The sequence below is a fragment of the Paenibacillus sp. JJ-223 genome (assembly GCF_927798175.1).
GTDB lineage: Bacteria > Bacillota > Bacilli > Paenibacillales > Paenibacillaceae > Paenibacillus > Paenibacillus hubeiensis.
This window is the reverse complement of the sequence record NZ_CAKMMP010000009.1, coordinates 104,752-127,262: the sequence shown is the minus strand read 5'-3', so window position 1 is coordinate 127,262 and position 22,511 is coordinate 104,752. Positions and strand designations below refer to the sequence as shown.

Sequence of the window (22,511 nt, the reverse complement as noted above, 5' to 3'; positions counted from 1 at the left end):
ACCTGTCGTTGGGGCACTCCTCGTCTTCCTCCGCACGCAAACAACTCTCTCCCAAACAGACCATCATATCTCTCCGTTGGCAGGCTTGATATCAAAGTAGTCGATCTCGCCGTACCCGTCTCCTTTGGTGAATTGGATTTTGTTCACACCTGCCTTGAGCTGGATTCTGGCCGTGGACAGTCCCCAGTTTTCCCAGCCCTTGTTCGTGATATGGAATGCATTTGCGGTGCCTTCGTTCACGCTTAAGCGAAGGTTGGACCAGTTGCCGCCCTCCGTGCCATTCGCTGTTCTCGCCAGCAGGATGTATTCGCCTGCAATCGGCACGTTGACGTCATATTCCACGTAACTGTCGGCAGTATCAATATGTCCTGCCTTCCAGCCTCCCGAGCCGTTGGGACTTTGCGAAGCGTAGGCCGCCCCGCCGAAAGTTCCCGCTTCGCCTTCGTACCGGACAACCGCCGCTTCGCCCGAAGGCAAAGCGATCGGTTGATTGGGATTGGCCGGGGCTCCGAGATTCGGCGTATGGTCCGCGTTCCACGTGAACTTTTGCATCCGAATTTCCCGATTCCAGCCGCTGTTGTTGAATTTGGCCGTGTGATACACGATCCAGTCCTCGGTGCCGTCCGGAGACTTCGTGAACGAATGGTGGCCAGGGCCGAATAAGCCGTTGCCTGACCGGAAAATCGGCTGGCTTCGTTTCTGCCAGGACGCCGGATTCAGCAAATCGCCGGATGTGCTGGCCGTGATCAACCCGAGGCAATAATCGTTGGTCCAGCTGCCGCTGGCCGAATACACCAGACTGATCGTGCCATTGCGGATGATGACCTGAGGGCCCTCATTCACGTTGGGTGAATGGTTGGTCTCCCAAGCGTACGTAGGCCGCGCGATTTCCACGCGATTGGAATCGATGGTCCACGGATTGCTCATATGCGCGATATACAGATTCTGCCGCACGTTCGTGTCGCCTTCCCAGCCTGACCAGATAAAATACAGCTGCCCGCCCGTTTGCAGCACCGTGCCGTCGATGGCCCATTTGTTCGTCGGGTCGGTGATCTGGCCTTTGTACTGCCAAGTGCCTTGCGTCGGGTCAGGGGACGTATTTTCCATGACATACATCCGATGGTTAACGTTATCCCCATCATCTTTGGCATAATAGATGTACCAAGCCCCGTTAATATAATGCAGCTCAGGAGCCCATATGCCGCAGCATCCGGTATTTACTACCGTTGTAGGCGCCGCGTCGATCGCCGTCAGTTGCTTGGATTTCCAGATCGTGACATTGCCGCCGGTCGTTTTCGTAAAGTAATAATAACCGTCCGTATGTTTGTAAACCCAAGGGTCCGCCCCGTCCTGCATGACGACATTATAGAAGTTATTCTGCGTGCTGGCGGCATAAGAAGCACCGTCCATAGGGAATACCAGCAGGGCACATAGGGCGAGCAGCAGTGTTTTTCCATGCCTGACCTTCATCATTCAACACGCTTCCTTCCCGAATTGGATTTGAACGGCTTATTTCCGGCCTTCCATGATGCGGCGAATCGCTTCCAGCGGAGCCTTGGGCTGTCTGTCGTACGTCAGCAGTCCATTGATCTCCTGTTCGACGTCGGTCAATTGCGTATAACAATACCCTTGCACGACCGGAGAATCGAACATCGGCCGCACGACGGCCTCCAGCTTTTGCAGAAATTCCTCTTCGTTCTCGGCGCCAGAGTAACCCCAGCCTTCCCATTCGCTTTTTTTGAACGCAATGCCCCCGAATTCCGACACCAGGATCGGTTGACTCTCGTAAGCCGCCCCGCCAACGAACAGCCTGCGATTGGACGGCATTGAGCTGGTGACGGATTCCACGCTTGCATAACGCGCCTCCAGCACCTCTTGGCGGCTCTCGTAATCATGGATCGTCAGCAAGTCTGTCGTCATATGCTCCCAGCCATCGTTATATACGACCGGCCTGCTGCCGTCGAGCGATTTGGTCAGATGCACCATCGCTAACCCATGCTGCTGCTGGCGCTCATCGACCTGCACGTTCGGGACGCCCCAGCTTTCGTTCAGCGGTACCCAGGTCACGATGCAAGGGTGATTGTAATCCCGCTCGATGATCTCCTGCCACTCCCTCGTGAAACGACGAACATACGATTCGGAATAGGCGTAAGCATTCGCCGCCTCGCTCCAGACCAGCAAGCCCATCCGGTCGCACCAGTACAGGAACCGGGGATCTTCCGTTTTCTGGTGTTTGCGCACGCCGTTAAAGCCCAGCGCTTTAGTTAGCTCGATATCCTTTTGGATAGCCTCGTCGGAAGGAGGGGTCAGCACGCCATCGGGGAAATACCCCTGGTCCAGCACCAGCCGCTGAAAGTAAGGGTGATTGTTCAGGCACAGCTTGCCGCCTTCGATCGATACTTTGCGCATGCCGAAATAGCTGACGACTTCATCAAGGGATTCTTCTCCACGCAGCAAACGCAGGTGAATGTCATACAAATGCGGATGTTCCGGACTCCACAAACGCCCCATGCCATGTTCGAAAAAGTCATTCAAACCGATGGTCCGCATCGCCTCATTCTGTCTGATCCCGTACCGGTCTTCTGCTACAAGCTTTCCTTGATATGTGACCGACACTTCAAGCGTCAGCTCTTCGGATGAACGGAGACCTTCCAGGAAAGCGCGCACCCGGATTTCGTTCCGATCGATGTCAGGGGTGAGCCTGATCCTGGATAAATGCACGCGGGAGACCGGTTCAAGCCACACGCTTTGCCAAATTCCCGTCGTACGGGTGTAGAAAATGCTCGCCGATTGCTCCTTCCAATACTGCTTGCCCCGCGGCAGCGAAACGTCGCGACTGAAATCCTCGGCGCGCACGACAACCCAATTGTCGTTGTCCGCCAGCGCGGAAGTAATGTCTGCCTGAAACGGGGTATGACCTCCTTCATGCGTCGCGACAAGGTTACCGTTCACCCACACTTTGGCCGAATAATCCACTGCACCAAAATGGAGCACGATCCGTTTGCCCTTCCAGTCGGCCGGGACTTCGAAGCTTCGGCGATACCATACGATGTCATGGAACGAAGGATCACCGATGCCGCTAAGCGGGCTTTGGAAGGCAAACGGGACCTGAATTTTACGCGAAAATGCCGTTAACCGCTCGGTACTGTACCATTTCTCTTCCTCGCCGATGCAAGCATCGTCGAACTGAAATTCCCATTCGCCATTCAAGCAGCTCCATGCCTTGCGCATAAACTGCGGTCTCGGATAATCCGCACGCGCGATCGATGCTGCGGTTGCCTTTTCAGTTGTCATGGTTAACCAATCTCCTTCAGCCTTTGATCGAACCGACGTATACCCCTTTGACGAAATATTTTTGCAGGAAAGGATATACCATCAGAATCGGGATGGTGGATACAACGATGGTGCAATATTTGACCAGTTCCCGGTAAGCGGTCGAGCTTCCGGCACTGTCGATGACGACGCCGCCCGCGCTGCCCATCGTCGTTGCCGACGAATCGTTGGCGACCAGAATCTCCTTCATCAGCAGCTGCAGCGGGAATTTGTCCCGATCCTGCAAGAGCACCATCGCGTTGAACCAGGAATTCCAGTTTCCCACGAGGTAATACAGGAAAATGACCGCCAGCGTCGCTTTCGACAGCGGCAAAATGACATAAAATAGGATGCGGGCCTGGCTTGCGCCGTCAATGGTCGCGGACTCCTCCAATTCGGCGGGAATGGCCTGGAAGCCGGTCCGCAGAATGATGATGTTCCAAGTACTCAGCGCGGTCGGAAGAACCATGGCCCACAAGTTGTTGAACAGGCCGATGTCCTTCATGAGCAGAAACCAGGGGATCAGCCCACCTCCGAAAAACATCGTAATCGTGATCACGATCATGATGGCGTTTTTGAAATAAAGATCCCGCCGGGAGAGCACAAACGCGCCCATGATCGTCATGACCATGTTGATCAAGGTACCCAGCCCGACGTAAATGATTGTGTTTTTGTACCCCACCAGCAGGCTGTTATCCTTGAAAATCAGCTTATATCCGTCCAGCGTGAAGCCGAGCGGTTTCAGCAGCAGCCCTTTGTGGGCAACCAGCCTGGCCGGATCGCTGAAGGACGCAAACACGATATGCAAAATCGGATACAGGCACGCCAGGGTCAGCACAGTCAACAGCGTGTAGTTAAACACGTCGAACATGCGGTTGCCCATCGATTTGCGTACGCTCATCCCCACACCTCCTTCTTGCCTTCCTACCATAAACTCACCTCGGAATAACGTCTGGCAAGCCGGTTCGTGACCCATAACAAGGCAAAATTGATCACCGAGCTTAACAGGCCGACGGCGGTGGAATAACTCAAGCTGGCTTCCCTCAGCCCGCGCCGATATACATATGACGCAATAACATCAGCCGTATCGTAGGTCAGCGGATTGTACAAAAGAATGATCTTTTCGTATCCGGAAGCCATCAAGCCGCCGATCGCAAAAATGAACAGGATGACGATGACCGGGCTGATCTGCGGCAGCGTAATATGCCACATCTTCTTGATCCTGCCCACGCCGTCGATCTCCGCAGCTTCGTACAACGCGGGGTCGATGGAGCTCATCGCCGCCAAATAGATGATGCTTTCCCACCCGATGCTCTGCCAAATGCCCGAGAAGGTGTAGATCGGCCTGAACAGGGACGAGTATCCGAGCAGCGAGCTGTACTCCTTGCCGGTTATGAATTCGAGCAGTTGGGTCAGGATGCCCCCGTCGGCCGTAAAAATGTGGATCATGCCGCAGACGACCACGAGCGAAATGAAGTGGGGCATGTACGTGATCGTCTGCACTATTTTTTTGAACCGGCCGTCGCGGGCTTCGTTCAGCATCAACGCAAGAATGATGGGAGCCGTGAACCCAAACACGATGCCCCAAACATTGAGCAGCAGCGTATTTTTGACGACCCGCCAAAAGTACGGGCCTTCGAAAAATTCGATAAAATGTTTGAACCCCACCCACTGGCTGCCATCAAAGCCAAGGAGCGGTTTATAGTCCTTGAATGCGATCAGCACACCCCACATCGGCCCGTAGCAGAACACGAGAAACCAGGCAATGACCGGAATGGCGAGAAGGTAGGCGAACCAGTTCTTCCTGAAGTCTTTCTTGATCATGTTCCGTTTGCTTCCGCGCGGCGAAGCGGTCGCCAGGCCGCCCACGTTTTTGTTTTTACGTATCGTCAGCATGGAATAAACACCTCTTTTCCGGCTTCTCCGCTTCCCTTCAGCATGTCTTTCACCCTACCTTTGGTTATAGCGGTCCAGCGCAGCCTGGTGCAGACTCAGAAATTCATCCAGCCCCATCTTCTGCGCCTCGCTCAGGAACTTGTCGTACGCATCCACCGGAAGCTCGCCCATGATAATTTTGGCAAAATATTCACTGCGAAGCGTCGCGAGCTGGTTGCCCAATTCGGCTTCCCGCGAGGCTTCTTCCTGGGTGAACGTGATCGGCGGCATGGCCATGCTCGTATCCATGTTCTCGGTCCATTCCTTCCGGATCTCCCCCGAATAACTGCCTTTTGCAACAATTAGCGGATTGGAATGATGCTCGTCGCGAATAGACGGCCAAGAATGCATGCGGTATTTGAGCAACGTTGTGGCTACAGGCTGACCATCGGGATCGTTGTAAATATAGCTGTCCTCCGGAAAATAGGGTTTGCCATTCTCGTCGATCAAGTGCACGGTCCCGTATTCGCCATAGTTCACGATTTCCCAGCCCTTTTTGCTGTAGTTAAAATCCAGCCACGCCATCGCTGCTTCAACGTCCTTGCATTGGGTCGTAATCGCTGCAGCCCGTCCGGTACGCATGAAATTTTTGTACGTTGTAGCAGACTTGTCGCCTTCGTTCAAGACCGGGTTCAGAGCACCGACAAAATCAATGTCGTTTTGCTGCTTCCAATAACTCCACATCGTATCCGGCGAATCCATCATGACAGACGTTTTGTCCGATATCGCGCTCGCCATGCGCTGGTTGAAGTCCGCCGTCGCCCAATCGCGGTTGAGCAAGCCTTCCTTATTCCATTGCTGCATGGTGGCCAAGTACTCCTTTGCCTTCGGCTGGGCAGGCCCCCACGCTACTTTTCCGTGATTGTCGAGGAACGTCCAGTCCCAAACGCCGTAGGCGCCATTGATAATGCCAGTAAAAATTTGGCCGTAAGATGAGCCGTAATTCAGCGGTTCGGCATAACCGGCTTCTTTGCTTTTTTGCAAAAACGTATGCCATTCGTCAATGGTCGCCGGTACGTCCAGCCCCGTCTTTTCAAGGGCTTCCTTTTTGATCAACGTGCCGAACCAGGTCCATTCCGAATACGGCGCGATGCCATAAAAGCCAAGCAGTTTGCCGTCGTCCGTCACCGTCGTTTTCCTGCGCATTTCGTCCGAATTGCGCCATGCGGAGTAGTTGGGCGCGTTGGTTTCCATCAGATCGGTCAGATCCATGTACGCGCCGTCGTTCAGACCTGCTTCCAGGCCTCCGGGATAACGCTCGGGGTTGATGATGATATCCGGCAGTTCGCCCGACGAGATCATGAGCGTGAACGCATCCGCTTCCTGTCCGACGGGAGGTGTAATAAAGTTGACCTTGATGCCGGTCAGCTTTTCGATCTGCTTTTGGACCTTATGATTGTTCATATCGGGGATGTTCGGGTCGGCAGGCAGCCAAACATCCAGCGTAACATCTTTGGAATACGGGTAAGCGGAATAGTCGTTCGGTATTTTTTGATCAAACAGGTCCCCCAAGTACGTATCGTTTAACGTTGTATTGACCTCATCGATCTGCGCTTGGGAAGGAGCTGTATTCCCCCGGATCGTTGAGCTAATATCGGTAAAAGCCACTTCCTTCCGCTCTATGGAATTCCCCTTTTCCGGAGCTGGCGTCTGCCCGGCATCTGTGCTGCTGCAGGCGGCGATGGACAGCACCAGCGCAGGCAGCAAGGTAAGCGTGATCAAACGTTTTGACCATTTCGTCATGCGAATCCCCCCGAATCGATTTGTGGGAAGCCCTTTCGAACAACGTTTTTTTATTATTGTTTTTTTGTAATCCACACCCGTCAAACGTACAAAACATAAAAATGATACCGTTTTCATCTTTCTTTTTTGAAACATATGTTAAAAAAATGCTTCTCCTTAGGGTGTTCTGGAGAAACTCTGGTTTACTTCCATTGTTTTTGAAACAAATGCCGCATAGCGACTACCTTCCCTCTCGCTCACCGTGATCACCGGATGGAAAAGAAAGCTCTTGCTCATCGCCAAGTGGCACGCCAAAGCATGGAGTTCCGTCTTCGTTCCACTCGAAACGCTGAATGCGTGTTGCCCGCAGTGCCGTATCCGCTCCCGGAGCGGGGAGCGCATGGTAAACGATCCAATCCTCCGTGTCATCGGGTGACTTGGTAAAACTGTTGTGTCCGGTCGCGTACACGGCGTGTTCCGGATTTTTTTTGAATACAGGTTTATCCGACTTGCTCCAGGAACTAGGAATCATCGGATCGTCCTGCTCGTTCATCGTCAGCATGCCCAGAGAATAATCTTCGGACCAAGTCGTACTTGCGGAATATACGAGGAATACACGTCCGTTTCTGTGCAGCAGCACCGGACCTTCATTGATTGCCATGCCGCCCTGCTTCTCCCAGTCCATGGTCGGAGCCGTGAGCAGCACATGATCGCCAGTGACCTTGATAGGACTGGACATACGCATAATGTAGATGGCCGAACCGTAATCGGGAAAGTGACCATACCCGGCATAAAGAAAATACAGTTCTCCTCTTAGCGTAAACACCGTTCCGTCCAATCCGGGAACAGGAGTGTCCAGTGCCCCTTTCCACGTCCATTCCCCTTCAAGAGGGTTGGCGCGTTCATTCTCCAGCACGCAAATTCGGCGAGTCTCATCGCCCCCCCCATCATTGGCGGTAAAATAGACGTACCATTTCCCCGCTGCATGATGGATCTCCGGCGCCCACAAGTTGCGGCTATAGGCACCGCCCGGCTCGGGGTTCCAAATGACCTTCCTTTTGCCTTCTCCGATGCGGGCCAAAGATGCCGATTGCACCAGTTCCAACCGATCCGACCGCGTGTGCATGAAATAGTACTGACCGTCCGTATGCTTCATCACCCATGGATCGGCTGCCTGCGCAACGACTGGATTGCGGAAGACGTTTTTCTCGTTGATCAAATTCATGTGCCCTCCCCTTTGTTATGTGTAATATCGCGATTCTTCTCTCATTATCTGGCAAACCTGTTTCATAAACAATTATGAAAACGCTTCATTTGAAGCTCAAAAAAAGAACACCTTTGATCGGTTTCGTCGGTCGAAAAAAACCGCCCCAAGGGCGGTTTTCGATCAAATCGCTATATTATTGCTGATTGGTCCGCCATTCCAGCGGCGTTGCGCCTACCGATTTCACAAACGAATCATAGAAACGGCTCGATGAAGTAAATCCGACCTCGGCGGCAATCGTCTCAATGGCTTTGCTCGACTGCCTCAGCAGCCGTTTCGCCTCTTTGATCCGCAAGTTGATGATGTACTGTTTGGGCGAGACCCCGACGGCCTCCACGAATTTTTTGCGCAAATGGCTTTCGGACATAAAATGTTTGGCGGCAAGATCCCCTACGGTTAAGGAGGTGAAATACTTCATGTGGATCTCCTTCAAAATGTCCTGAATGACCCTCTGCTCCGAACGGCCTGCCTCACTGGACTGCTCACGGACAAGATTGCGCCGAAACAATTGCAGCACCGTCTCCAATGCAAGCTGTTTCAGATGCAGCCCATCCATGTCCCGATCGTCCGACAAGCATTCTTTTTCCAACCGGGCCAGACTGAAATTGGCCCACTGCAGATCATCCTGCGTCAGATGGGCGTGATGAATGCGCTCTCCTTCCTGGTCCGACCGGTGAAAGGGATAGCGGCTCTGCACAGGTAAAATGTCCATGCGGTAATGCACGGATATGCCCTGCCAAGGCGTAGTGCATACAAAACCATGGTGAAGCCCCGGCGGGATCACGATCATATCCCCGGCAGCGACTTTAATATTTTGTTGGGGGGAACTGTAATACCCTTCACCTTCGAGCACAAGAGTCAGTTCATCGTACCCGTGCGAGTGGGACATAAAGAAACCTTCGCCCTGCTCCAGCTGATACGTATGCGGTTTAAAGCGTTCGATACTGACAATGAATGGCATATTTGCGTTTTCCATGTTTTTGCAACCTCATTCCCGTCCGTCTCCTGTCTTCAGGGTTTTGTCGAATACATCACGCTCATCCGAATGTGCTGCGCATGGTCCCCGAACCCGCTGCCAAAAAGGTTCATGCCCCCTTGGTGCACCGCATTGGGGTCGATGCCGATGCGCAGGCGAAGCTTGGGGCTTTCCAGCACCCTCAGATGATGCAGGTTCACGCTGGAAATCCGCTCATGATCCAGGCTGGTATGGCTCTCGTTAACCTGCCAAACCTTAAGATGTCCGTATTGCGTCAACGTGTTGTTCCACCACGCGGGATTCAGCTTGCCGCGGCGATCGCCGAAATCCCCGGGGCTGGTCCATGTTCCGATGACTACGCCGTTGATCCACACGGAGATGTCCGACGGCCAAACATTGTTGTAATTGGGCACCTCCGAACACATTTCCATGGAAAGTTCCAACGAAAGGATCCTGGCCTCCGCAGGAATGTCGACCGGAAGCAGGTATTCCACATACCCTCTCTGCAACCAGATCAGTTGTGCATCGATATGAAGGGGATGGTAAAAGCTGGCCGGATCATCATCCTTCAGAATGATGCCTTCCGCACTGGCCATGCCGCAAGAAGGCGTCACTTCGCAGTCGCTGTAGTGCCCGATCGGCATCTGCACTTCATAGCTCGCCACTTCGGCGGTTCGCCCCGTCCGTCTCAGTTCCATGTGTACGGCGTCGCAGACGCGGCTGCACAGCTTCATCGCCCCGCGGGTCGCCGGCAGCATTTCCGTATGGATCAATTGGGCCGCCTCAAGCACCTTCACATGGTTAGCCACCGTTGAGATGGGAAGATCCAGCGCCTCCGCGATTTCGATGACATTCAGTCTGCCGAACTGCAACAGCTGGAGAATATCGATGCGCGAACGGGCCGATAGGGCATGGGCAACGCCGGCCAATCGTTCAGGGTCGTCAAAGCTGAGTTCCAGCACGTGTCCGCTCTCCTTTAACCATTGAAATTACAAATATTTTACTGAAAACGGCGGAGAAGCACAATGTAAGCGCATAAAAAAATGAGTACTACTCCCTTTATATTCATTGGACATCCCAGGTGATTAGAATGCGAATTGCCTTATAGCAATGGAACGCTTGTGATATACTTAGCACAATAAATTAAAGTGCGTGATGAAGGGAGTCAGTATGAACCATCATAGGATAATAGAACAAGCATTGATTCATATCGAGGAAAATGTAGAACAACCTTTATCCGTGGCATCCGTTGCCCTTAATTTCAATATGTCTAAGTATTATTTTCATAGGCTTTTCTCTGCCATGATGGGCTGTTCATTAAATCAGTACATTCTATCTAGAAAATTGAATGCCGCTTTATCACTTATTTATGAAAATAACTTATCTTTAACCAACATTGCATATCAATTCGCTTTTGGTACGCAAGCCTCATTCACCCGGGCCTTCAAACAACATTACGGCGTAGCTCCAAGTTCGCTAAGAGCAGGGCTCAAAAAAATCGATCCGACTCCAATACCTGCAGTGGTCAAAAGACCATTTAAAAATATAAATGGGGATATCGTCACGGATTTCACGCTGACAGAGTTCAAAGAGACCCGAATAAGCGGGATTGCCTTTGAAGTAGACCTGGCTGCTGATGATTACAAAAAGAAGATCCACTCCCATTCAAGATTGTTGTTGAACCACATTGATGACCATATAAATGGTTCCTGTTTTGTCATTTATTCAAACTGTCAACCAAACTCAACACGGTTCAAAGTTCTGTTCGGAATCCCAAGTGATGTTCAAATTCATAAACCCTTTTATTTCACGGTTGATGTACCGACTATTTTTTGTGCGAGGTTTAACTATTGTGGTGACCTGCTAGACATTGGAGAAGTCCTCAAAACCGACTATGCAAGATTCTTAAAGATTTCCAGGCAAGAGTCTAACCAATCCGATATTGAACTGATTCAAGTCTTTGAAGATGTTCACAATTTGAATTCAACCTACCATATTTATGCACCTATCAAAAAACTCCCTGACGATATGGAAATTTAATACTGCACCGAGGAACCAACCGTCAGAGGAGCTATTCATTTCATCCCATTTGGTAATATCAAAAAACCTCTAAACCGATGCTTGCTTACGTTCCGACCAAATAACATATCCAATCCATATAAGCGCTAATCCCATAGGTATTGCCAATGCCCGATCAAGTGGATGGGGAATAATTGCAGCAGCTACGGTCACTACAGCAGCGAAGGCCAGCAGAATGGCTGCTGGGCGAGGAAAAACCCTGGCCCTTAATGTGGCGATGCCCAGCAGCAAACCTCCTAACATATACAATAATCCCGCGAGCGGTGCTAATATCGGGAAGATACCCAGATTAACTTCGCTAACTGTTCCTCCAAAGAGTCCAACCATTCCTCCCACAAACTTTTCAGCATCACTCGTCAGCAACGGCAAAACGAATGCTTCAATGAAACTAAAAATTATGGAGATGAACCAGAACAAATTGAACATAAGGAACCCGATCAAGCCAAGCCATCCCGATTCTTTCGCTTGCCTTATATAGAATGCCGTAATACCGATCAGTGTAAAGAGCGACATCGCCATAGTCAAACATGCAACCACCTGCCAAGAGTTCGTGTTCACAGAGGAAATATGATCTATCGGGTGGATCAATTGAATGACGATGTATAGAATCCCTGCTATTATTGCCATAAATCCTGACCATTGATGTAGAAGATGTGCTGTTATCGTTGATTTATTCACCTTTGTATTGTGCTCTCTATTCACATTGATTCCTCCACTATTAGGTATTAATACTATTGTTGCTTATTGCTTGTTCCTTTCTCTCTATCACGCAAACATCCGATGAGTTATTCTGTGTTCAGCCCCTTTCTTATTGGATTTTGGTTTGTTTTAGTTTGTTGAATCTAACTTAACAAATATGTTCTGGACTTACTTTTCAGATCTTGCTGTATTCGTGAAGAGTTCGTAAGGCAGCTTACAATAAAAAAGCACCTCTCTCGAGATGCAGCACAACTCTACACTATATCATTACTTGTGATACGCTTCCCTCCGCGCTGTCTGTAACGGCAAGTTTTGAAGAGAGGCCATCCGATGGATGGCCCTTCCCTTTCCAGGCTACAGTTTTTGCTTCTCCAATAAACTCAGCTCTTCTTCAATCCGACTGACATCAATGCGCTCGAACAAAAGCTCCAACTTTTGAATTTGTAAGCCATCTGGAACAAAAGTTAACTGCCAGTTCGGTCTTTCAAGCGTTAGAAATGTTCTTATTTTCTCACACGAGAAGGGGATGAAAGGTTGAAGCAAATTGGCAAGATTGGCAATAATCTGTACACAAGAATGTAGTGTATGTTCACATGCCTCTCGATTCTCCCTGATTTGCACCCATGGTTTTTGCTCATCAAAATATTTGTTTCCTTGACGAACATAGGTGAAAATCAACTCGATCGCTTCTTTTAGACGACCTTCTTCAATTAGAATTCCAGAATCTCGATACATCTCTTCAGTTGCCCTTTTCCATCCCTCACTAAGCTCCCCTGAGGGAACGCATCCTCCAAAGGATTTGCCGATAAAGGCCAACGTTCGATTAACAAAATTTCCGAACGCGCCTAGCAACTCTCCATTGTGACTGTAAATGAATTCCCTCCACGAAAAATCAGTGTCACGCTTCTCTGGTCCATTTGCAATCAGAAAGTACCGAATGGAGTCCGGTTGGTACCTTTTTAGAATGTCCGGCACCCAGACTGCCCAGTTACGGCTTGTTGAAAACTTTTTCCCTTCTAGTGTCATGTACTCACATGAGATCATTCGATCCGGTAAATGTAGCCCTCCTACTCCCAAGAGCAGAGCGGGCCAAATTCTTTCCATCCCCGAGCCTTTTGTGCATATTTGGTCAATTCAGCTTGGAACCCAGACAGTGCAAGGTAAAAATGCTCTGTTGGTCGCTCGATCGGAGGATTTCCACAAAGTTTGCATGTCTTCTCAGACAAATCCGCCGGATCGAGCAATGTTGAACAAAAGTCGCATTGATCACCTCTGGCTCGATTACCACATACGGGGCAAGTCCCTTCAACATATCGATCTGGTAAAAATCGTTGATCGGTTTCACAATATGTCTGCAGAACGTTTTTTTTATAAAGATGGCCATTTTCCAGAAGTCTCAAAAACAAATCTTGGACTACGCGATGATGAAATTGTTGATCGGTGCGCGTGTACAAATCATTCCCTCCCTCATTTTTTGACAAACAAAAAAAACCTCATCCCAAAGGGACGAGAGTTGTGCTCACGTGGTACCACCCAATTTTATTAAATGCCTCACGGCATTCACCTCTTCAGGTACGACGCTTTTCGCGTGTATACCCTAGCACATCATTTCCAAAGTCAAGGTTCTCAAAAAACCAATCCAATACATCAATTCAAATAGACCCTCTAAGTCACGATTAAATTCAGATAAATCATGGAGAAATACAGTCATTAATTGTTAGAGCCTTTCTCGTTCTTCCAAACGAAACTAAAGTCAGAAGCGAATTCTCTGCCAGCATCGACACTTCTAACACTTTTCTTTCCCGCCTTTGAGGCTTCTACGATTCCACAATGCCCGGTTGATACGGTTCTCCGCACATAACCTTTACAACTATCCTGCCTGTTATATCTTAATGAAAAAGACAGCCGGTTAATTGGTCGGCTGTCCATATTATATTTTCATAACCTGTTCTAATGGGGATACACGGCAGCTTTGCGCTTCCACTTTCGACCCATGCTTATTTATGGGCAGTTATCGATCAGGATGCATAGTTCACAATCATTGCTTCCTGTGAATTTGCGTCATACGCAATCCATATCTCATCTCCAACCTGTACCCCGTGCACCGGCTCAATCGATTGGCGGATCCGGTATAGTTTACCGCCCCGTTCAACGTCAATGCGTGCTACCGGGCGCTCCCCAACCGTATGCCCCTCATAAGTTACGGTACGAACGATGGCAGCACCTTGTTTGCCTTTGGACAAACGCAGTTCACGCTCGAAATCTTGCTCGCCCATCTGCATCGGGATACGAATGCCTGTCTGCACAGCATATCGTTCAGGTACAAACAGGCTGTTGCTCTTGCGCAAACGGTCGTCACCCCTGGATACTAGCAGGTCCATAACCAGAAGCTGGCGCCCTTCGATTTCAAGATTCGCCTTCTCCACGCTAACGACTTCCGCTTCCAATGCCAATTGCGCTTCCTCTTCCCGACCCGTGCCGTCGTAGCTGCGAATACGGGCAACTCCATCGGAGACGATCAGGTTCGCACGCCGTCCGGTACGATACTCGAACCCTGGCGGTTGGATCACGGGAACCGGGTAATCTTCTTCCCTGGTGGCAAAATGCAGCACCAGTGCTTGCCCACGCCTAAATGGCTCCCGGTATTCAATTCGATCTAACAAGGCATCGGGGATAGTTTGCGGCGGGTCGCTCTCCACGTTCACATCCTCTTCCGTTACAAACATGGCCTTGTTGTTTCGGGGATTGTAGCTGATCAGCACGTCATCTCCCTGCCTTGGTACGTTTACCAAGGAAATGACCTTCTTGATTTCGACCTGCTTGTGCTGTCCAGCTTCCACAAATTGCACAACAAATTTGACCTGCGGCAAGTTGTTCACATAGACGCCTGTCTCCTGCATACTTGCGATCGTCCCCGTAACCAGCCTGCCTTCCTTGAGATTGCGAGAGTGTTTCTGGCGAAGCAGTGGTCCGGCGATGGCAGGCACCAAAAACATAAGCGTTGGAATCAACAGCCAGGCCATCCAGTTGATGATGAGGGCGCCTCCCTCACGGACGTATGCCATAAAGGTGGAAAGCGAGATGCGCTGTGTCATTGCTGCCTCTCTCCAATTTGCCAACGTATTCGAGTCGATCCAGCCTGCTTGACCATTACTTATATTCATCCATCCTGCAGCGCTCTCCATGTCCGAGTAATACAGGCTGTCACTCCCCGACTCTTTGTAAAATTCGCTATCCGAGGAAGCAAAGTCTTTGTATGTAAGTCGACTTACAAGTGCCGAAGCGTCAGTGAAGCTGCCGTTTTTTTCGTTGTACACATAACCCGCAAGTTGTTCCTGCCCATTTTCTGTATCCGTGCCGGCGATCAAAACTTCTTCGTCATTCAATAATACAACCTTGGCACGATACAGCGGTTTTGGGGTTGGAACAAGTTCTCCCCACTCCTCAGACCGTGCATTATAGAATCGGGCTTGATTCCCTTTTGCACCATCGATACGGATTAAGCGAGAGACGTCGATTCCGAATGGTTTGGCAAATTGTAAACCAGCCTCGTCACGCGCGTCGAAGGTTCCTTGTTCTTCGGATTGAATCTTGACTTCAGGTCGTTCGTCTTCATCCAGAATGCCGCTAACCAACGCCGTTTGTCCATTTTGCAAATCGACTTCGAGCAATGGCACGCCCTGTTCGTTGTTCAAGCTGCTGCCCACAAAACTTGCCCGTATTGGATCGGAAGGCAGAAGATCGGTATTCAGCAATGCAAACTTCTTCATCCCGTTTTGAATTTCAGCCACATAATAGGCAGAACCTATCGTCTCCCCGGTGATCAGAATATGGCCTCTCCAAGCTGCCACATTCGAACTCAACGATCCGGGTACATGAAGCGTGCTTTGCGCGAGTTCCTTAACCTCTCCGCTATTCGAGACATGATTCAACTGCAAACCCGACCCATCACTATATGTAGGAATAATAATCCCCTGATCCTGATAAACGACTGCCGGGATGACGCCTTGCATCTCCGCCTGAACCATCACATCCTTAAGTATCGCTCCCGTTTGGGCATCAAAGACCCCCAGTCTCGCCCACGTAAAGTCCTGCGTTTTGGATAAAACGACCACTTCTTCCCCTTCATCCAAATAAAACATGCCCGCGATCGACGAATATGGATCCTCGTTTCCCTGCAAATCATCGGTGTAATCATTCCATACCATCACGCTTAATACGATGGCCGGAATGAAAAATACCAATAATGAAAGTTTCCTCAATCTCCTCTCCCCCAAGTGCCAAGCTAAAATAGCCCTTTTGCGTTAAGCTGAGTTCCAAGCCTCATCCCCAGCTTTCTTACAAAGTACGATGCATTCAGTCCATCGCTTGGGCCGGATCGTAGTCGCTCCAGTCGATGTCCGTTTTCGCCCCCAGCACCCATTTCGCGAGCTGACTGCCAATAAACGGCCCCATCGTTAAGCCCGAAGCGCCAAGCCCGTTCCCTACGACGAGTCCTTCCCATCCCGGGATCGGCCCCATGACAGGCAGAAATCCCGGCGTAAACGGACGGAAACCGACCCGGACTTCCTGCAGGGCTGCATCAGCCAAACCGCTTGCGATGTCCAGTCCTTTATTCAGCACTTCCTGCATACCTGCAGCCGTGACCCGGGTATCATATCCTTCAACATCATTTTCGTGCGTAGCCCCGATGACGATTTTACGTTGGTCAAATGCAAGCAAATATTGGTCCGATGGCGGCATGACGACAGGCCAATTTCCGGTATCCTGGTTGTCGTCCGTCAGTATGAAGTGCATGATCTGTGCTTTCTGATAATGAACCTTAAACGTAATGCCCAGCGGCTGCATTAAGGCTTTCGCCCATGCACCGGCGCAAACAATGACTTCGTCTGCCGCATAAAAATCTTCCCCGACCCTTACGCCCGAAACGCGATTGGATTCATGCTGAATGACCGCGTCTCCTTCGATCACCGTGGCACCGCCGCGCTGCGCGGACCGAAGCAATGCATCGCGCAGGGCGCGTCCATCCACGCGAGCCGCCCCACCGATGAACACGGACCGATACCCTTCCGACAGCAGCGGGAACCGTGCCAGCGTTTCGGCTTCATCAAGCGTGGCAATGTCTCCGATTTCCGGCGCATCTTGTTTGCGCGCTGCTGCCCGTTCTTCCATTTTGACGAGCTTATCCCTGTCGTGATGAATGCTGAGTGCGCCTACCCTGGCGTAGCCTGTGTCCGTTTCTCCCTCTGCCTGCAATTCCTCGATCAATCCCGGATAAAAACCTGCCCCCGCTTTGGCTAACCGATACCATTTTTGATTGCGCCGCTGGGAAACCCATGGGCAGATGATGCCTGCGGCAGCGTCTGTGGCCTGTCCCTTCTCCCTGCGGTCCACGATGAGCACGTCCGCTCCCATTTTGACCAACTGATATGCGGTCGATGCTCCCAAAATTCCTGCTCCGATGACGATGACTTTCTTCATGACTGCATTCCCTTCCTGATTTGCATATCTGTCCATTATACATCAAATGGCTTGCATCGTGCCGTGACCTCACTGGTTTCTCACATCTAAATCAACTCTTGAAAGGGATGGGAGCGAATCAGCGAAAACTGCTTGGCCAAAAAATGAGGCGAGTAAGGCATGTCGTTTTTTAACCACGCTACTATCGTTCCGATCAAAGCAGCCGATCCATACCAGACCGCAACCTCTTCATGAATGCCTGCTTTCGCAAGTTTGCGCTCACCGCCCATGCTTTCGATTTTGGATCGGACCAGCGTGCTTAACAGCTTCAACAAACGATCCGTAAAAATCGGCGTACGTTTGGTCGCCAGCACCACTTTATAGAAGGAAGACTGCTCGGCGAAATGCTCCAGCAACTTCACCAGCACCGGCCACGGATCACTTGGTTTCTCAGGCCCTTGGCCCTCTTGAAGCGAATGCTCCAGCACGATCCCTTCGATGTTTTCGATCATTTCGTCGGCCATCTTCTCCATCATGTCCGTTATATCGCGATAATGCAGGTAGAACGTGACCCGATTGATGGTTGCCCGCTCCGCGATCCGGTTCACGGACAGCTTCTCGATATCCATCTCCTGCAGCAGTTCCACAAACGCTTCGCGAATCAACTGCCGCGTTCGTATGATTCGCGGATCGATCGCGGACTTCTTTTTGTGTGTCATTGGCAAATCTCCTTTATTTTGAAAGATTACAATTTTAATTAATCAGTCGATTATTTTAAACTTATGCAACAGTATGTCGTTTAAATGTAAATTAAACAACAGCTTTGTGCAAATGCGTCAATTGTAATTCAGAAGAATATGTATATAATTCAATAAATACAATGTCAACTATACAACACGTTGTAAATTTAGTCACGAAGATTGAAAGGATGGAATGGATTGAGCCAGACAGAACTACAAAATGTAAAAAAAGGACCCATACTGTTCATCATGATTTTGGGCGCATTTTTGGCCACTTTGAATCAAACCTTGATGAGCGTTGCCACGCCGGAGCTGATGAACGACTTCGGCATCACGGCAGCCGTAGCGCAATGGCTCACAACCGGCTACATGCTGGTGAACGGCGTGCTCATTCCGATCACGGCCTATTTCATGCAGCGTTTTTCGACGAGACAGCTTTTTCAGGCGTCGATGCTTATCTTTTTGGTCGGAACGATCGTATCGGCCATCGCCACCAACTTTGGCACATTGCTGACAGGACGCATGATTCAGGCCGCAGGCGCGGGCATTATCATGCCGCTGCTGACGCATGTCATTTTGACGCTCTTCCCTCCCGAAAAACGGGGAGCCGCCATGGGCATGGTCGGATTCGCCATTATTTTCGCCCCGGCCATCGGGCCTACGCTTGCAGGTTACATTCTTGAAAACTACGCATGGGAAACGATGTTTTACGGCATGATCCCATTGACGCTCATCGTCATCGTATGTGGATTCATTTATTTGAAAAACGTATCCGAACGCATCCGCACCAAGCTGGATACGCTCAGCGTTCTATTTTCCACCATCGGTTTCGGCGCCCTGTTGTACGGATTCAGCCAAGCTGGCAGCCTCGGATGGTCGAGCGGTGAAGTGCTTGGTTTCATTGCAGCCGGCGTAGTAGCCCTCGCGCTGTTTACTTGGCGTCAGCTCACATCGGAATCGCCTTTGCTGGACCTGCGGGCATTCAAGTACAACATGTTCTCGCTGACAACGATCATCAGCATTGCCATCACGATGGTCATGTATGCCGACATGATGCTTCTGCCGCTGTACCTGCAGAACGCTCGCGGTTACACCGCGCTGGAATCCGGCTTGCTGCTGCTGCCGGGCGCACTTGTCATGGGATTCCTGATGCCAATCACCGGCAGACTGTTTGACCGTTTTGGCGCAAAATGGCTGTCCGTGATCGGTATGGTGATCGTCATTGTCACGACGCTTGGATTTATCGATTTGACGGATTCGACAAGTTATACTTACCTTGTATTAATGTCTACCGGACGGCGGATTGGTATGGCGTTGCTGCTGATGCCAATCCAAACGGCGGGCTTGAACCAACTGCCTGCACGATTGAATGCGCACGGCACGGCGATCTCGAATACGATCCGACAAGTGGCCGGTGCCGTCGGTACGTCCTTGCTCGTCAGCGTCATGACCAACCGTGCTGCCACCCATTTCAAAGACATGATGGCAGAAGGTGCAGCTCAGGCAGCCAATCAGCAGCAGATGATGACCAATTCGATGATTCAAGGCATCAACGACGCCTACATCGTAATTATCGGTATATCCGCAGTCGCTCTGGTGCTGTCATTCTTCATCCAACGCACGAAGCCTGCACAGGAAGAAGAGGCCCCTGCAAGAGCGGGACAACAACCTGTAGGCAAAAAAGTTCAGCTGAACTCCAATTAAATTTGATTGGCGGCCAGCTATACGTTTGCAGCACAAACAGCGGCAGCTCCGACGAACCGTTTCGTCAGAGCTGCCGCCTTTTTGATTCACCGCACCGTATTGGAATTAGCCCACCTGCAATTCGGAGCAGCGTACTTTTTCCGGAACGATTGTTCCGCCCTTACAATCATATAATCTCCTATGCTTCCGAAGCAGCTTTCTTTCAGAAAGCTTTTAGACCGCTTCGCTTCTCCAGATTCTTTCTGCCCTCTTCGTTATCGGGTAAATTTCCGGTTCAACCTATATAGTACCTCCGTTGTCATTGGTGCACCACCTTGATTTGATGAATTTTAAACTCAGGCATCTCTTTTACAGTAAAACACAATAGCTACTGTAATAAAGAACAGTGTCCATAACATTGAAATGCCTGCGCCTTGCATGGGTGTGAGGACATTTATTTCATCAGAGAATGACGGCATATACATATAATATCCTGCCGTATCGGGAAAATAATTTCTAAGGCTGGATAGATAATCACTCACCAATGGACTGACAACGTAATAATAACCAAGCATAATGACTAATGCAGGAGTGGTTCGTCTCAATACAGCTCCCATAGCTGAACTAAGAAGTGTAGTTAATGTTAAATAACCTGTTGCACCTATTACCGTTTTTATTATGTTGTCTATCTCAATCACTGCTACCGTGTCTCTCATCATAATAAAAGTATATAGCACACCTGATGCAACCATAATAAACGCCGCAGGAATGCTTATAATGGCCAATGCCAGATGCTTCGCGAATAATTGAGCCCCCCGCCAAGGCATCGTAGTTAAGGTAGTTCGGATCTGGCCACCAGCATACTCGGAACAAGCAGCTAAGATCCCCAGCATAACAAATCCTGCTTGAAGATATCCCATAGAAGAAAAACCTATATTCAGCAACCTTTGCGTCCCTGCTGCCCCTTGTAGACCAATCGAAGTAAAAGCCGCGGCTAAAACTAAATGAAGAATGAATGTGCCCATAAGAGTGAGCCAAGTCATGGGTAATGTTAGTAATTTGTCCAGTTCAGCACCAAGAATTAAGGGTAGCTTTTTACTAGAAGGGACACTCATGCTGCAACGTCCCTCCTAAGGAATACAATAGCTGCAACAATGAAAAGAACGATAACCCAAGCAAGCATGACTAACCCGCCTGTAAACGGGGTGAGAAATCTGTCGCTCATAAACATAAACATTTCAAGGCCAGCCCGATCCGGTAAGTATAACGCCAACTTTGTAACCTTAGAAAGCAGGAAACTGAATGATACAACGGATGTGTTTATGATGAGCACAGCCAGCGGAATCATGCCATTCTTCGTTAGAACAGCAATCCCAAAAGCCAAAAGAGCAGTGAGTATCCAGTAACAAACTACACCGATCAGTTTAGACCATTCAAATACAGGGGTATATTCACCAAGAATAAGATGTGTGGCCGACAACGTTGTTATAATAGCAACAATACTAAAAAGTATGCTGATTACTGTCACAGCCCCCGCTTTTGCCAGCAATACATAAAGTCGGGATGAAACAACCGTTAAACTTGTTGTTATCTGTTGTCCTCCACCAGATTCGCTGCTCTCTGTCAAATACTCGCTGCTCACGGCAAGCACACCTAGAATAATGACACCTTGCACACCAAGACCTAATCCAATAAAGCCAACTTCCGATAGCCTTGTGCTGACTCCGGCAATAATCTCTTCTTTTTGTGCTGTACTGTCCAGGGTAGCAATGACCGCTGGGGCAAATGCTCCAATAAGAAAAGCAAGCCAAATGCCCGGCAGAGAGAACAATTTAGACAGTTCCGCGTTGAATGCTCTCATACAACGACACCTGCTTTGTCAGATGTCAGGGCAAAAAAGGCTTCCTCCAGCGTCGAATGATTACCTATTACTTCTTTCAATGTTCCATCTGCAACGATTTTTCCATGCTTAATAATCACCACATCATCAACCGTCTCTGCAAGCTCTCCCATTAGATGACTGGATAGTAACACCGTGTTTCCAGACTCCGCACGTTCACGTAAAAACGTCCGAATCCAGCGAATTCCTTCCGGGTCGAGCCCGTTTACGGGTTCATCCAAAACCAATATTTCGGGATCTCCAAGCAGAGCAGCTGCCATTCCAAGTCTTTTCGCCATACCAAGGGAATAACTCCCAACTCGTTTGCCCGCCGCATTAGTAAGACCCACGATTTCCAGCACTTCCTCGACACGTGAGCGTGGCAATCCTGCAGCACGAGCAATCCAACGTAAATGGTCCCGTCCTGTTCGCCCGCGATGAGCTCCAGATCCATCCAGTGCGGCGCCTATTGTTGCTAGAGGATGATGTAATTCAGCGAATGGCTTGCCATGAATTAGTGCAGTCCCCGAGGTTGCACGGTCTAATCCAAGCAGGATGCGGAGTGTAGAGCTTTTTCCTGCTCCATTTGGGCCTAAAAAACCGGTTACTCTACCCGGTCTGGCTGTAAAACTGATACCTGATAAGATTTCATGAGTCCCGCGATGTTTGACGAGATTATTAAATGTAAGCAACCATAACACTTCCTTTCTGTTATGGTTCTAAGTATAAAGAGGCAAAGTTACATCCCGGTTATTCTGCTGT

The 22,511-nt window shown here is 49.9% G+C and carries 17 protein-coding genes and 1 pseudogene; 2 read left to right on the top strand and 16 right to left on the bottom strand.

Annotated features, from left to right (window positions below):
* Window positions 1-63: 63 nt before the first annotated feature.
* From L6H98_RS16955 to L6H98_RS16920, 8 genes are all read right to left on the bottom strand, one after another.
* A complete protein-coding gene (locus L6H98_RS16955) occupies window positions 64-1,470 on the bottom strand; it encodes a family 43 glycosylhydrolase (protein ID WP_236417045.1) in 1,407 nt (468 codons plus the stop codon).
* Between the two features lie 39 nt (window positions 1,471-1,509).
* Window positions 1,510-3,294, bottom strand: coding sequence for a sugar-binding domain-containing protein (locus tag L6H98_RS16950; protein WP_236416864.1), 1,785 nt, complete (start codon window positions 3,292-3,294; stop codon window positions 1,510-1,512).
* A 16-nt stretch (window positions 3,295-3,310) separates the two neighbouring features.
* A complete protein-coding gene (locus L6H98_RS16945) occupies window positions 3,311-4,213 on the bottom strand; it encodes a carbohydrate ABC transporter permease (RefSeq protein WP_236416862.1) in 903 nt (300 codons plus the stop codon).
* 23 nt (window positions 4,214-4,236) lie between these two features.
* Window positions 4,237-5,208, bottom strand: a complete 972-nt coding sequence (locus L6H98_RS16940) for an ABC transporter permease subunit (protein WP_236416860.1) — start codon at window positions 5,206-5,208, stop codon at window positions 4,237-4,239.
* A 54-nt stretch (window positions 5,209-5,262) separates the two neighbouring features.
* Window positions 5,263-6,990 (bottom strand): extracellular solute-binding protein, encoded by a 1,728-nt coding sequence (locus L6H98_RS16935; RefSeq protein ID WP_236416858.1) that lies wholly within the window; start codon window positions 6,988-6,990, stop codon window positions 5,263-5,265.
* A 220-nt stretch (window positions 6,991-7,210) separates the two neighbouring features.
* Complete coding sequence (locus tag L6H98_RS16930; protein WP_236416856.1) at window positions 7,211-8,194, bottom strand: glycoside hydrolase family 43 protein; 984 nt, start codon at window positions 8,192-8,194, stop codon at window positions 7,211-7,213.
* 175 nt (window positions 8,195-8,369) lie between these two features.
* Complete coding sequence (locus L6H98_RS16925) at window positions 8,370-9,209, bottom strand: AraC family transcriptional regulator (protein WP_236416853.1); 840 nt, start codon at window positions 9,207-9,209, stop codon at window positions 8,370-8,372.
* A gap of 35 nt (window positions 9,210-9,244) precedes the next feature.
* Window positions 9,245-10,171: a helix-turn-helix domain-containing protein gene (locus L6H98_RS16920; RefSeq protein WP_236416851.1), complete on the bottom strand. Its 927-nt coding sequence runs from the start codon at window positions 10,169-10,171 to the stop codon at window positions 9,245-9,247.
* A gap of 208 nt (window positions 10,172-10,379) precedes the next feature.
* On the opposite strand from L6H98_RS16920, the gene L6H98_RS16915 reads away from it, so the two are divergent.
* The gene (locus L6H98_RS16915; RefSeq protein WP_236416849.1) at window positions 10,380-11,249 is read left to right on the top strand and encodes an AraC family transcriptional regulator; all 870 of its coding nucleotides are present in this window, start codon (window positions 10,380-10,382) and stop codon (window positions 11,247-11,249) included.
* Window positions 11,250-11,318: 69 nt separating this feature from the next.
* Here L6H98_RS16915 and L6H98_RS16910 read toward each other — a convergent pair whose 3' ends face one another.
* The 5 genes and pseudogenes from L6H98_RS16910 to L6H98_RS16890 all read right to left on the bottom strand — a co-directional run bounded on the left by L6H98_RS16910 (window position 11,319) and on the right by L6H98_RS16890 (window position 18,166).
* The gene (locus tag L6H98_RS16910; RefSeq protein WP_236416847.1) at window positions 11,319-11,990 is read right to left on the bottom strand and encodes a hypothetical protein; all 672 of its coding nucleotides are present in this window, start codon (window positions 11,988-11,990) and stop codon (window positions 11,319-11,321) included.
* 351 nt (window positions 11,991-12,341) lie between these two features.
* Window positions 12,342-13,444, bottom strand: a pseudogene (locus tag L6H98_RS16905) (class I tRNA ligase family protein); the annotation flags it as partial.
* A 561-nt stretch (window positions 13,445-14,005) separates the two neighbouring features.
* A complete protein-coding gene (locus tag L6H98_RS16900; RefSeq protein WP_236416845.1) occupies window positions 14,006-16,249 on the bottom strand; it encodes a hypothetical protein in 2,244 nt (747 codons plus the stop codon).
* A 94-nt stretch (window positions 16,250-16,343) separates the two neighbouring features.
* Complete coding sequence (locus L6H98_RS16895) at window positions 16,344-17,468, bottom strand: FAD-binding oxidoreductase (protein WP_236416843.1); 1,125 nt, start codon at window positions 17,466-17,468, stop codon at window positions 16,344-16,346.
* 86 nt (window positions 17,469-17,554) lie between these two features.
* Complete coding sequence (locus L6H98_RS16890) at window positions 17,555-18,166, bottom strand: TetR/AcrR family transcriptional regulator (RefSeq protein WP_236416842.1); 612 nt, start codon at window positions 18,164-18,166, stop codon at window positions 17,555-17,557.
* Window positions 18,167-18,436: 270 nt separating this feature from the next.
* On the opposite strand from L6H98_RS16890, the gene L6H98_RS16885 reads away from it, so the two are divergent.
* Window positions 18,437-19,891 carry a DHA2 family efflux MFS transporter permease subunit gene (locus tag L6H98_RS16885; RefSeq protein WP_236417044.1) on the top strand — a complete coding sequence of 485 codons (1,455 nt, stop codon included), beginning with the start codon at window positions 18,437-18,439 and terminating at the stop codon, window positions 19,889-19,891.
* A gap of 335 nt (window positions 19,892-20,226) precedes the next feature.
* On the opposite strand, the gene L6H98_RS16880 is transcribed toward L6H98_RS16885, so the two are convergent.
* From L6H98_RS16880 to L6H98_RS16870, 3 genes are read right to left on the bottom strand one after another with little or no spacing between them, the layout of a single operon-like run.
* On the bottom strand, window positions 20,227-20,985 hold the full coding sequence (locus L6H98_RS16880) for an ABC transporter permease subunit (RefSeq protein ID WP_236416841.1): 759 nt from the start codon (window positions 20,983-20,985) through the stop codon (window positions 20,227-20,229).
* Window positions 20,982-21,731, bottom strand: coding sequence for an ABC transporter permease (locus L6H98_RS16875; protein ID WP_236416840.1), 750 nt, complete (start codon window positions 21,729-21,731; stop codon window positions 20,982-20,984). Before L6H98_RS16875 ends, L6H98_RS16880 begins: the two co-directional genes overlap by 4 nt.
* Window positions 21,728-22,441, bottom strand: a complete 714-nt coding sequence (locus tag L6H98_RS16870; RefSeq protein WP_236416839.1) for an ATP-binding cassette domain-containing protein — start codon at window positions 22,439-22,441, stop codon at window positions 21,728-21,730. The genes L6H98_RS16875 and L6H98_RS16870 overlap by 4 nt, the downstream gene beginning before the upstream one ends.
* Window positions 22,442-22,511: the final 70 nt, after the last annotated feature.

What these genes read in the sequence shown, in the direction of transcription:
- L6H98_RS16895 (WP_236416843.1), bottom strand. Translation starts at nt 17,468, where the DNA reads ATGAAGAAAGTCATCGTCATCGGAGCAGGAATTTTGGGAGCATCGACC.
- L6H98_RS16945 (WP_236416862.1), bottom strand. Translation starts at nt 4,213, where the DNA reads ATGAGCGTACGCAAATCGATGGGCAACCGCATGTTCGACGTGTTTAAC.
- L6H98_RS16915 (WP_236416849.1), top strand. Translation starts at nt 10,380, where the DNA reads ATGAACCATCATAGGATAATAGAACAAGCATTGATTCATATCGAGGAA.
- L6H98_RS16950 (WP_236416864.1), bottom strand. Translation starts at nt 3,294, where the DNA reads ATGACAACTGAAAAGGCAACCGCAGCATCGATCGCGCGTGCGGATTAT.
- L6H98_RS16925 (WP_236416853.1), bottom strand. Translation starts at nt 9,209, where the DNA reads ATGGAAAACGCAAATATGCCATTCATTGTCAGTATCGAACGCTTTAAA.
- L6H98_RS16880 (WP_236416841.1), bottom strand. Translation starts at nt 20,985, where the DNA reads ATGAGTGTCCCTTCTAGTAAAAAGCTACCCTTAATTCTTGGTGCTGAA.
- L6H98_RS16885 (WP_236417044.1), top strand. Translation starts at nt 18,437, where the DNA reads ATGATTTTGGGCGCATTTTTGGCCACTTTGAATCAAACCTTGATGAGC.
- L6H98_RS16940 (WP_236416860.1), bottom strand. Translation starts at nt 5,208, where the DNA reads ATGCTGACGATACGTAAAAACAAAAACGTGGGCGGCCTGGCGACCGCT.
- L6H98_RS16930 (WP_236416856.1), bottom strand. Translation starts at nt 8,194, where the DNA reads ATGAATTTGATCAACGAGAAAAACGTCTTCCGCAATCCAGTCGTTGCG.
- L6H98_RS16935 (WP_236416858.1), bottom strand. Translation starts at nt 6,990, where the DNA reads ATGACGAAATGGTCAAAACGTTTGATCACGCTTACCTTGCTGCCTGCG.
- L6H98_RS16890 (WP_236416842.1), bottom strand. Translation starts at nt 18,166, where the DNA reads ATGACACACAAAAAGAAGTCCGCGATCGATCCGCGAATCATACGAACG.
- L6H98_RS16955 (WP_236417045.1), bottom strand. Translation starts at nt 1,470, where the DNA reads ATGAAGGTCAGGCATGGAAAAACACTGCTGCTCGCCCTATGTGCCCTG.
- L6H98_RS16875 (WP_236416840.1), bottom strand. Translation starts at nt 21,731, where the DNA reads ATGAGAGCATTCAACGCGGAACTGTCTAAATTGTTCTCTCTGCCGGGC.